Source organism: Streptomyces thermovulgaris (assembly GCF_002155915.1).
Classification (GTDB): Bacteria; Actinomycetota; Actinomycetes; order Streptomycetales; family Streptomycetaceae; genus Streptomyces; species Streptomyces thermovulgaris.
In genome coordinates, this window is record NZ_MUME01000133.1 from 1 (window position 1) to 6,598 (window position 6,598).

General features: G+C 75.0%; 7 protein-coding genes. 3 read left to right on the forward strand and 4 right to left on the reverse strand.

Annotated elements, in window-relative coordinates:
• The first annotated feature begins 10 nt into the window (after positions 1–10).
• The 3 genes from CCN35_RS13230 to hypA are packed head-to-tail and all read left to right on the forward strand — an operon-like array spanning position 11 to position 1,555.
• Positions 11–601, forward strand: coding sequence for a NifU family protein (locus CCN35_RS13230; protein ID WP_086792771.1), 591 nt, complete (start codon positions 11–13; stop codon positions 599–601).
• A complete protein-coding gene (locus CCN35_RS13235; RefSeq protein ID WP_086792773.1) occupies positions 598–1,191 on the forward strand; it encodes a DUF5947 family protein in 594 nt (197 codons plus the stop codon). Before CCN35_RS13230 ends, CCN35_RS13235 begins: the two co-directional genes overlap by 4 nt.
• Positions 1,192–1,198: 7 nt before the next feature.
• Positions 1,199–1,555: a hydrogenase maturation nickel metallochaperone HypA gene (hypA, locus tag CCN35_RS13240; RefSeq protein WP_086792775.1), complete on the forward strand. Its 357-nt coding sequence runs from the start codon at positions 1,199–1,201 to the stop codon at positions 1,553–1,555.
• Between the two features lie 101 nt (positions 1,556–1,656).
• Here the strand turns inward: hypA and hypE are convergent, their stop codons facing one another.
• From hypE to hypF, 4 genes are read right to left on the reverse strand one after another with little or no spacing between them, the layout of a single operon-like run.
• Positions 1,657–2,739, reverse strand: a complete 1,083-nt coding sequence (gene hypE, locus CCN35_RS13245) for a hydrogenase expression/formation protein HypE (protein ID WP_086792777.1) — start codon at positions 2,737–2,739, stop codon at positions 1,657–1,659.
• On the reverse strand, positions 2,732–3,892 hold the full coding sequence (gene hypD, locus CCN35_RS13250; protein ID WP_086792778.1) for a hydrogenase formation protein HypD: 1,161 nt from the start codon (positions 3,890–3,892) through the stop codon (positions 2,732–2,734). The genes hypE and hypD overlap by 8 nt, the downstream gene beginning before the upstream one ends.
• Positions 3,889–4,224, reverse strand: a complete 336-nt coding sequence (locus CCN35_RS13255) for a HypC/HybG/HupF family hydrogenase formation chaperone (RefSeq protein ID WP_067388813.1) — start codon at positions 4,222–4,224, stop codon at positions 3,889–3,891. Before CCN35_RS13255 ends, hypD begins: the two co-directional genes overlap by 4 nt.
• Positions 4,225–4,256: 32 nt before the next feature.
• Entirely contained in the window at positions 4,257–6,593 is a 2,337-nt protein-coding gene (gene hypF, locus CCN35_RS13260; protein ID WP_086792780.1) for a carbamoyltransferase HypF, read from the reverse strand.
• Positions 6,594–6,598: the final 5 nt, after the last annotated feature.

Below are 6,598 nucleotides of genomic sequence, written 5' to 3' on the forward strand. Positions count from 1 at the left end.
GGAACCACCCATGGATGAGACCGGACCGGACCGCTGTGCCGGGCGGCTGACCGACCCGGAGGTCGAGGCGCGGCTCGCCCGGCTGGAGGAGCTGCTGGCGGGACTGGAGAGCGCCCCGGGGCCGACCGTGCAGTCGGCCCTCGAGGCGGTGCGGCTGCTGACCGAGGTGTACGGCGAGGCCCTGGGCCGTGTGCTGGACCGGGCGGACGAGGAGCTGGCCCGGTGGCTGGCCGAGGACGAGCTGGTGGGGCATCTGCTGGTGCTGCATCGGATCCACCCCGAACCGGTGGAGCGCCGGGCCGCCCGCGCGGTCGAACGGCTGCGGCCGGCCGTGCGCAGAAGCGGCGGTGACGTCGAGTGGGTCGGTGTGGAGGAGAAGGTGGCCCGGGTGCGGGTGACCGCGGGCGGGTGCGGTTTCGGGTGCGGCGGCGGTACGGCCGATCTCACCGACGCGGTGCGCGCGGCCGTACTCGCCGCCGCTCCCGAACTGACGGCGGTGGAGACGGTGACGGACACGCCCGCGAAGCGGTCGGCCCCCGCGTTCGTACCGCTGGAGACCCTGACGCGGCGAGGCGGGGCGCGGGCGCGGGAGGCGCGGTGACGGCGGACGGGGCACTGGCCCGGATCATCCGCGCGGCCGGCCGGACGGGGCCGGCCGCGGGCGAGAGGTGCGAGCTGTGCGCCGCGCCGGTGCCCGAGGAGCACCGTCACCTCCACGACGGCGCCGAGGGCGGGGTGCGGTGCGTCTGCGGCCCCTGTGCGGTGCTCTTCACCGACAGCGGGGCGGGCGGCGGGCGCTTCCGGCTCGTCCCCCGGCGCCGGGTGCGGCTTCCCCGGATCGACACGGCGTCGCTGGGGGTGCCGGTCGGTCTGGTGTTCTTCGTGCCGCACGCCGACGGCACGGTCACCGCGCAGGGCCCGAGCCCGGCGGGGGCCATGCGGTGGGAGGTGGACGCGGCGGCCTGGCGGCGGCTGGCCGACCGGTTCCCGCAGCTCGCCTCGATGGAGCCGGAGGTGGAGGCCCTGCTGGTCAACACCGTCCAGGAGTTCGACCAGCACTGGATCGTGCCCGTCGACGACTGCTTCCGGATGGTCGCGGCGATCCGCCGCGAGTGGCGGGGGCTGTCCGGCGGGGGCCGGGTGTGGCCCGTCGTCCAGGAGTTCTTCGCCGGGCTCACCGAACGGAGCTGATGCGGTCATGCACGAGTTGTCGATCGCGACCGCGATCGTGGAGCGGGTCGACGAGATCGCCCGTGCCGAGGGGACGGAGAGCGTCTCGGCGGTGACGGTGCGGGTGGGCGAGCTGGCCGGTGTCGTGCCCGACGCCCTGAGCTTCGCCTTCGAGGTGGCCCGGGAGGGCACCGCGCTGGCCGGGGCCCGGCTCGTCGTCGAGCAGGTGACCGCGTACGCGTACTGCGTGCCGTGCGACCAGGAGTTCCCGGTGGGCATGCCCCCGTTCTTCTGGTGTCCGCACTGCGACCGGCCGTCACAGGATCTGCGCAGCGGGCGGGAGCTGGAGATCACCCGGATCGAGCCCGGGCCGGTTCCGGCCTGACCCGGACGCCCCGGGCCGGAGGACCGGAGAATCGGAGGACGTCCCCGACGGTGCACAGGGCACCGGCGGGGACGTCCTTCGGCTGTGCCGGCGGATGTCCGTCAGCAGATGCGCGGCAGCTGTTCGCCGAGCGGCAGGTCGACGACCCGGGTGCCGCCGAGGCCCGTCTCGACCACGACCGTCCCGGGGTGGTCGGCGACGCACTCGCCGATCAGGGCGGCGCCGCCGCCCTGCGGGTGGGCGCGCATCGCCTCCAGGACGGCCTCGGCCTGCTCGGGGGGAACGAAGGCGACGAGCCGGCCCTCGTTGGCGACGTACAGCGGGTCCAGGCCCAGAAATCCGCAGGCGTTCGCGACCGCCTCGGGGACGGGGACGGCCCGCTCCCGCAGCCGGACGCCGGTGCCGGAGGCGCGGGCGATCTCGTTGAGGGAGGCGGCGAGCCCGCCCCGGGTGGGGTCGCGCAGCACATGGATGTCCGGGGTGACGGCCAGCATGGCCGCCACCAGGCCGGCCAGCGGAGCGGTGTCGCTGGCGATCTCGACACCGAACTCCAGGCCCTCCCGCACGCTCATCACGGCCACGCCGTGCAGGCCGATCGGTCCGCTGACGATGACGGCGTCGCCCGGCCGGGCCCGCTGCGGGCGGATGTCCACGCCCTCGGGGATCAGGCCGACGCCGGCGGTGGTGACGTACACGCCGTCGCCGTGCCCGGCCTCCACCACCTTGGTGTCGCCGGTGGCCACGGTGACGCCCGCGGCCTTCGCCGCCTCGCCCATGGCGCGGGCGACCCGGTCGACCACGGTCAGCTCCACGCCCTCCTCCAGGACGAAGGCCGCGGAGAGGTAGGCGGGCCGGGCGCCGCTCATCGCCAGGTCGTTGACGGTGCCGTTGACCGCCAGGTCGCCGAGGCTGCCGCCGGGGAAGAACAGCGGCCGGACGACGTAGGAGTCGGTGGAGAACGCCAGCCGGGCACCGCCGAGGCGGAGGACGGCGCAGTCGCCCAGGGCGTCGAGGACGGGGTTGCCGTAGGCCGCGGCGAAGACGTCCCGGACCAGTTCGGCGGACAGGGCGCCGCCTCCGCCGTGGCCCATCACCACAACGGGCTGGTCGCGCAGCGGGGCGGGGCAGGTCCAGTTCGCGGGGTCGACGGGGGGTTCGGCCGTCGTGGAGGCGAGGTCAGCCAACGGGGTTCATCTCCTCCCTCGGGGCACGGGAACCCTGCGGCGCCGAAGCGCCCGACGAGGTCTGTCCGTTCAGCCGGCGGTAGAGGTAGTAGGCGGCGCAGGCGCCCTCGCTGGAGACCATGGTGGCGCCGAGCGGGGTGCGCGGGGTGCAGGTGGTGCCGAACGCGGAGCACTCGGTGGGCTTGATCAGCCCCTGCAGGACCTCTCCGGCCCGGCACACGGCGGGCTCCTCGGTGCGGATGCCGCCGACGTCGAAGCGGTGCTCGGCGTCGAAGTCGCGGAAGGCGTCCGACAGCCGCCAGCCGCTGGCGGGGATGCGTCCGATGCCGCGCCAGGAGCGGTCGGTGACCTCGAAGACCTCCTGGATCATGTGCAGGGCGGCCGGGTTGCCCGTCTCGCGCACGGCGCGCGGGTAGGCGTTGTCCACCCGGTGCTCGCCGCGCTCCAGCTGGTGGACGGCGCGGCGGATGCCCTCGAGGATGTCCAGCGGTTCGAAGCCGGTGACGACGATGGGGACGCGGTGCCGCTCGGCCAGCTCCGGGTACTCGGCGGTGCCCATGACGCTGCACACGTGTCCGGCGGCGAGGAATCCCTGCACCCGGCAGTCCGGGGCCGTCATGATCGCCTCGATGGCCGGCGGCACCCGCACATGGGAGACCAGAAGGCTGAAGTTGTCCAGGCCCAGCCGGCGGGCCTGGTGCACGGCCATGGCGTTGGCGGGGGCGGTGGTCTCGAAGCCGATGGCGAAGAAGACCACCTGGCGGTCGGGGTGCTGCCGGGCCAGCTGGAGGGCGTCGAGCGGCGAGTACACCACGCGTACGTCGCCGCCCTCGCCCTTGACCCGGAACAGGTCCCGGTCGGTGCCCGGCACCCGCAGCATGTCGCCGAACGAGCAGAAGATCACCTCGGGGCGGGCGGCGATCTCCAGGGCCTTGTCGATGACCTCGAGCGGCGTCACGCACACCGGACAGCCGGGGCCGTGGATCAGCTCCAGTCCTTCCGGCAGCAGCTGGTCGATGCCGTGCCGGATGATCGAGTGGGTCTGGCCGCCGCAGACCTCCATCAGCGCCCAGGGCCGGGTGACCGTCGCACGGATCTCGTCCAGCAGCTTCCGGGCCAGCTCGGGGTTGTTGAACTCGTCGATGTACTTCATCGGGCCTCACTTCCGCTCTTCTCGCGTGCGCCGGCTCCGTCGGTGTGCGGGACCCCGCTGCCGGCCTGCTCGGCCGCCTGGGCCCAGGCGTCGCCGAACTCCTCCTCCAGCAGCCCCAGTTGCTCGAACAGCTCCAGGGACGCCCGGGCCGACTCCTCGTCCAGGCGCTGCAGGGCGAACCCGACATGGACGATCACGTACTCCCCCACCCGCACATCGGGCAGGTACTCGAGACACGCCTGTTTCTGCACTCCGCCGAAGTCGACCAGGCCGGTGAGGGGATCGGACTGGTGGTCGATGGCCACGACCTTGCCGGGCACTGCCAAACACATGGGTCACTCCGTCTCGTCGCTGTACGGGGGCTTCAGACGCGCCGTCCGCCCGGTGGTTCGTGGGCCGCGACCACGAGCTGTCCGAGGGCCAGGCCGCCGTCGGTCGGCGGGACTTCGCCGTGACGCAGGACCGTGAAGCCGTCACCGGCCAGCAGGGCGGTGCACTCCTCCTCCAGCAGGCCGTTGGCGAAGACGCCGCCGCTGAGGACGACGGTGGTCAGGCCGGTGGCCGCACGGGCGCGCCGGCAGATGCGGGCGACGGCCCGTGCGACGCCTCGGTGGAAGCGTGCGGCGAGGACCGGTGCCGGGGTGCCGTGGCGCTGGTCGGCAAGGAGTTCGCGCAGCATGGGGGCCGGGTCGCAGTCCAGGAGGCCGGGGCCGTCGGTGAGTCCGAAGGGGTACGCCGCCTCGTCCTCGTCCCAGGCCAGGGTGGCGGTCGCCTCCAGTTCCAGCGCGGCCTGTGCCTCGTATCCGGCGCGGTGGCACACGCCGGCGAGGGAGGAGACGGCGTCGAAGAGCCGGCCCATGCTGGAGGTGGGGACGCAGGCCAGATTCCGTTCCAGCTGCCGTCTCAGCACGGACAGTTCCTCGGGTGCGCAGGCGGCGACCGGGGGCAGGCCGGTGTCCCACGGCAGTCCGGCGGCCCACAGCCGGGCCAGGGCGAGGCGGCACGGGTTGGCCACTCCGGCGTCGCCGCCGGGCAGGGGGGCGGGGGTCAGCCGGGCGAAGCGACGGTGGCCGGCGTAGTCGGCGAGCAGGATCTCGCCGCCCCACACGGTGCCGTCGTCGCCATATCCGGTGCCGTCGAAGGCGACGCCGATCACGGGGGTGGTGCCGTCGAGGCCGTGCTCGGCCATGGCGGAGGCGATGTGCGCGTGGTGGTGCTGGACCAGCACCGGGCGCGGCTCGGGGAGCCGGGCCGCCCGGCGGCGGGCCAGGCCGGTCGAGTGGTAGCCGGGGTGGCGGTCGGCGGCCACCAGGGCGGGGGCGACCCCGGTCAGGCGCAGCAGGTGCTCCTCGGCCCGCTGGGCGGCCCGGAGGGTGGTCAGGTCGCCCATGTCGCCGATGTGCGGGCCGAACCAGGCGTGGTCGCCGTCGCCGACGCACAGCGCGTTCTTCAGGTCGCCGCCCATCGCGAGCGCGGGGCGCACCGGGACGGGCAGGCGCACCGGGCGGGGCACATAGCCGCGGGAGCGGCGCAGCACCTGTTCGGTGCCGTCGGGGCGCACCCGCAGCAGGGAGTCGTCGCAGGGCGAGGCGATGGGGCGGTCGTGGGTGAGCCAGGCGTCGGCCAGGCCGGCCAGCCGGGTCAGTGCCTCGTCGTCGTCGGTGACGATGGGCTCGCCGGAGCGGTTGCCGCTGGTCATCACGAGCACACGGGGGCCGGGGGGATCGCCGGGCAGCCCGAACAGCAGGGTGTGCACGGGGGTGTAGGGCAGCAGCACGCCGACGTGGGGGCTGCCCGGGCAGACCGCGTCGCTCAGGCGGAGTCCGTCCGGGCGGGTGCGGCGGCGCAGCAGGACGATGGGGCGCCGCGGGCCGGTGAGCGCGGCCCGTTCGCCGTCGGTGGGGTCGGCGATCCGCGCGACGGTGGCGAGGTCGGGGCACATCACCGCGAACGCCTTGCCGCCCCGTTCCTTGCGGGCGCGCAGGGTGGTGACGGCGCGGGTGTCGGTGGCGTCGCAGGCCAGGTGGTAGCCGCCGAGTCCCTTGACGGCGACGATCCGGCCGGCGGCGAGCAGGGCGCGGGCCGCGGTGAGGGCGTCGGCGTCCCGGGCCGGGCGCAGGCCGCTGCCGTCGGCGGGGATCAGCCGCAGCCGGGGGCCGCAGCCGGGGCAGGCCACGGGCTGGGCGTGGAAGCGCCGGTCGGCGGGGTCGGTGTACTCGCGGGCGCAGGCCGGGCACATGGGGAAGCCGGCCATGGTCGTGACCGCGCGGTCGTAGGGCAGGGCGGTGGTGATGGTGAAGCGGGGGCCGCAGTGGGTGCAGGTGATGAAGGGGTGGCGGTGGCGGCGGTCGGCGGGGTCGGCCAGTTCGCGCAGGCAGTCGGCGCAGGTCGCGGTGTCGGGCGGCAGCTGTGTGCGGCCGGGGGCGTGGTCGGTGGGGCGGATGGTGAACGGGCCGGTGGCGCCGGTGGCGGGGAGGTCCTCGCGGCCGACGCCGGTGACGGCGGCGAGCGGGGGCAGCTGCCGGGTCAGCAGGTCGCAGAACCGGTCGACGCCGTCCGGCGGTCCCTCGACCTCGATCAGCACGCCGCTCGCGGTGTTGCTCACGAAGCCGGCCAGGGCCAGGTCGGTGGCCAGGCGGTGCACATACGGCCGGAAGCCCACGCCCTGCACCGTGCCGCGCACGGTGAGCCGGCGGCGCACCGTGC